A 3,793-nucleotide genomic window follows, 5' to 3' on the forward strand; every position below is an offset into this window, starting at 1 on the left:
TGAAACTGGGTTTAGGAGAAAGTGGGAACTCTTGAGGCTTTTGCGGTGTCCGCTTTCAATAAAAAGCTCCGGCCTTTAGGCCGGAGTATTTTACTCTCCTGGCCACTCCTGAAGGGCGGTGCTTTACGGCGCAGGCGCTGCGTGAGGAAAAATTCGTCATGGGTATCGAGCCGCGCCAGATCTGGTGGATCTTCCGTCGGCTCCTCATGACCCTTTGGCTGGCGCACCTACGCGGCTTTGCACACGGGGCGGTAACCCCCAATCACGTGCTGGTCTACCCCGAGGCACACGGCTTAGTGCTACTCGACTGGACTTGTGCCAGCCGTCTAGGCCAGGAGCCCATACCGCTCTACGATCCGGCATGGACAGGCTTCGTCCCGCCCGAGCTGCTGGCTCGCGCCCCGGCGAGCACTAGCAGCGATCTGTTTATGGCAGCGAAAACGGCACTCTATCTTCTGGGGGAGCACACGGAAACTCTCGACACCACGGTCCGGCGCTTCTTCGAACAGTGTACCCTCCCCGATCCGAACCGGCGTCTCAGCGACGCGGAGCGCGCCCATGAGAGCTTCGGCACTCTCTTGGGCAAGCGAGTATTTGCCGAGTTTATCGTTCCGTAGGAGAAAAAAATGGGATCAGGATATTTCGACTCGGTAAGCTACAGCGCACGGGCGGCGGCACGAACCGCCACTGGAACGTCGCTCTTTACCCACAGTGGTCTCCACGAGAGCATGGATGTCCGCACCAAGCTCAATCGTGAGTCGCGCGACAACGCCGACAGCCCCCTCTCATTTCCGATTGCCGTGATGTTCGATGTCACCGGCTCGATGCGCGCTATTCCGAACTATCTGCAAAAAGAGCTAGGCAAGCTCATGGGCTTCGTGCTCAAAGAAAATGTGGTCGCCAATCCACAGCTCTGCTTCGGCGCGGTGGGCGATGCCTTCTGCGACTCCGCCCCACTTCAGATGGGGGAGTTCGAGGCGGACGATGCACTGGTCGAGAAATGTCTCTCCCAGATCTATCTGGAGGGCGGCGGCGGCGGAACCCACGAGGAGTCTTATGATCTGGCACTGTACTTCTTCGCACGCCACGTCCAGACAGATGCCTGGGAGAAACGCGGCACCAAGGGCGCACTGTTCTTGATCGGTGATGAGAACTACTACAAGAGTGTCAGTCGCGATGCCGTAAAGCAGTGGCTCGGGGAAGATATCGGGCAAGATATCTCCACCGCGCTCATTGCCGAGGAGCTCCAGCGCCGCTGGAATGTCTTTCTCATTCGGCCCGGTGGGACATACCACTTCGACGATAAGAGCATCGAGCAGTCCTGGAAGGACCTGTTGCCCGCGCAACACGTGATTCGGGCCGCCGAGCGCGAGCAGATTGTTCCACAGCTTGCTATGACTATCGGAGCGCTCGCAGGCCGTGCGGTCACGGACTCGGCGGCGGCGCTCAAGAAGCACGGATTCGATGCAGGACGCGTCGCGTCGGCAGCCAGTGCACTGGGCAAAATAGCGCCGGGGACACTGGCCCCCGTAGCGGCGAGTGCGCTGGTTGCGACCGAGAGCGGCTCCAAAGCCGTGCGCCTGTAAACACATGCACCGCGCGATAATAGTCACCGATCTGCTCTTTGGCGATAGCGGCAAGGGAACCATCGTAGACTGGGCGACCCGGGAGCTAACCACTTCCGGGCGCTCGCCTCTGATTGTCCGCCACTCAGGGGGTGCCCAAGCGGCTCACGCCGTGCAGACCCCTGAAGGAAAGGCGCACACGTTCCAGCAGTTTGGCGCGGGGACATTTTTGCCAGACGTGCGCACCTATCTCTCAGAGTTTATGCTCATCAACCCACTCACACTATTTTGGGAGAACGAGCGGCTCAAGGCAAGTGGGGTTCACGACGCGCTCTCGCGGCTGTTTTTGCACCCCGAGGCACTCGTGACATCTCCCTGGCACATGGCCGCGAACCGCTACAAAGAGCAGAAACGTGGTAGCGCCCGCCACGGCTCGTGTGGGCTAGGCATTGGGGAGACGCAAGCTGAGGCACTCACCTACCCTGGCGATGCCCTTCGTGTCCAGCACCTCACCAACCCTGTCGCACTGCGTGAGCGGCTGCTGCGCCATAGAACCCGCAAGCGAACGGAGTGTCCGGGGCTGTTGATTGACTCCGACGACGAAGAGTTGGATGCCTGGATCAAGGTCTGCCAGAACCTACTCGGAAGGGTGACGGTTGCCCCGAAAGGCTTTCTTCAAGAGCATTTGGCGAATTCAAACGCGGCGACGATTTTTGAAGGCTCGCAGGGGGTGCTACTGGATGAATGGCGCGGGTTTCATCCCTACACAACCTGGTCCACCGTGACGACGGCGAATGCGTTCCACTTGCTTGAGGGCAGTGGCGCGGAAATTACCTCGCTGGGCGTGCTCAGAGGCTACGCGACTCGGCACGGAGCCGGGCCCTTTCCCACGGAAGCTGCCGCGCTCACGAAACTCCTCCCCGACGATACCAACCCTGACAATCCCTGGCAGGGAGAGCTACGCGTGGGCTGGCCCGATGTTGGGCTCCTGCGCTATGGCCTGGCGGTTGCCGGACGCATAGATGCCCTCGCGGTGACATGCCTGGATCGAATGGAGCACATCAGCGGCTGGAAGCTCGCAATAGGCTACGAGAACCAAACACTCGCGCCCGGGCCGTGGCAGGATCTTACGTACCAGGAAAGCCTGACGGAAGCACTGCGGGTGGCAAAACCAATCTATCGTCCCTGGGCAGGATCTGCCCAAGCGCATGCCGTAGAGCTTGCTGCGCTTCTCGGCAAACCGCTCGCTGTCACGTCCTGGGGAAAGACAGCGAGCGATAAATCTGCGAGAGCTTGAAGTAAGGTATACTCCTCTCAGAGCCGATGTCGCGTCCATTCAGATCCATTTGTTATTTCTTCATCCCAGGGTTTCTACTGCTCCTGGCCGCCTGCTCGCAGACACCTTCCCAACCCGCAGCCTCCACAGAGACAAATGCCAACCCTTGGGGAAACCAGGATAGCTTGACGCAAGAAACCTACATGGGCAACGCCGCCTGCAAACCGTGTCATGCCGCAGAGTTTAGCAGTCACGAGCATACACGCCATATGAAAACTCTCTACCAAGCCTCCCAAACCGAGCTTGGAGCACTCGCAGCGCCCGTGGGGCCCGTTCCCGGGGGGGGGGAATTAGCCTGGGAACAAAGACAGCTCACGATAGTTGTGCCAGCCAAAGACACAGGCGAGCCTGTCTCCGTCCCTCTGGATCTAGCCCTAGGCTCTGGCAAGACCGGGATGACCTACCTTGCCCTTCATGAAGAAGGCAGTTTAGAGATACGACAGAGCTACTTCCCTCACGAGAAAAAGTTTATTGTCACGCCAGGACAAGAAGGCTTTGAGAGCAATGTCATCGGGCAGACCCACACAAGAGCGGAAGCAAAGCGCTGTATCGGGTGCCACGCGGTCACGGTGCCCGAGACGCTACTACCGGAGCGGAAGTTTTTCGGGGTCGGTTGTGAGTCCTGCCATGGAGCCGGGGGGGCACATGTCTCCGCCATGCAGAAGAGGGATATGTCCGGCGGGCTGAAGCTCAAGGCGTTCTCCAGTGCAGGGGGGAAAGTCATCAATGAGGCCTGTGGACGCTGCCACCGCTCACCCGCCGATGTGGCACATATGGACAAGTTTGCCAAGCAAGCTACGAATCGCTTCCAGCCGTACGGACTCTCGTTGAGCAAGTGCTTCACCCAGAGCCAGGACAAGCTAAGCTGTGTGACATGCCACAATCCCCACGA

General features: G+C 59.5%; 4 protein-coding genes. All 4 read left to right on the forward strand.

Annotated elements, in window-relative coordinates:
• Nucleotides 1-158 precede the first annotated feature (158 nt).
• On the forward strand, nt 159-617 hold the full coding sequence (locus ACH2ED_RS19090; protein ID WP_395094303.1) for a hypothetical protein: 459 nt from the start codon (nt 159-161) through the stop codon (nt 615-617).
• A gap of 9 nt (nt 618-626) precedes the next feature.
• Nucleotides 627-1,586 (forward strand): hypothetical protein, encoded by a 960-nt coding sequence (locus tag ACH2ED_RS19095; protein ID WP_395094304.1) that lies wholly within the window; start codon nt 627-629, stop codon nt 1,584-1,586.
• A 4-nt stretch (nt 1,587-1,590) separates the two neighbouring features.
• The gene (locus tag ACH2ED_RS19100) at nt 1,591-2,862 is read left to right on the forward strand and encodes an adenylosuccinate synthetase (RefSeq protein WP_395094305.1); all 1,272 of its coding nucleotides are present in this window, start codon (nt 1,591-1,593) and stop codon (nt 2,860-2,862) included.
• A 248-nt stretch (nt 2,863-3,110) separates the two neighbouring features.
• On the forward strand, nt 3,111-3,793 hold a 683-nt coding region (locus ACH2ED_RS19105; RefSeq protein WP_395094306.1), incomplete at its 3' end, for a multiheme c-type cytochrome.

It is taken from the genome of Armatimonas sp., from assembly GCF_043757465.1.
Classification (GTDB): domain Bacteria; phylum Armatimonadota; class Armatimonadia; order Armatimonadales; family Armatimonadaceae; genus Armatimonas.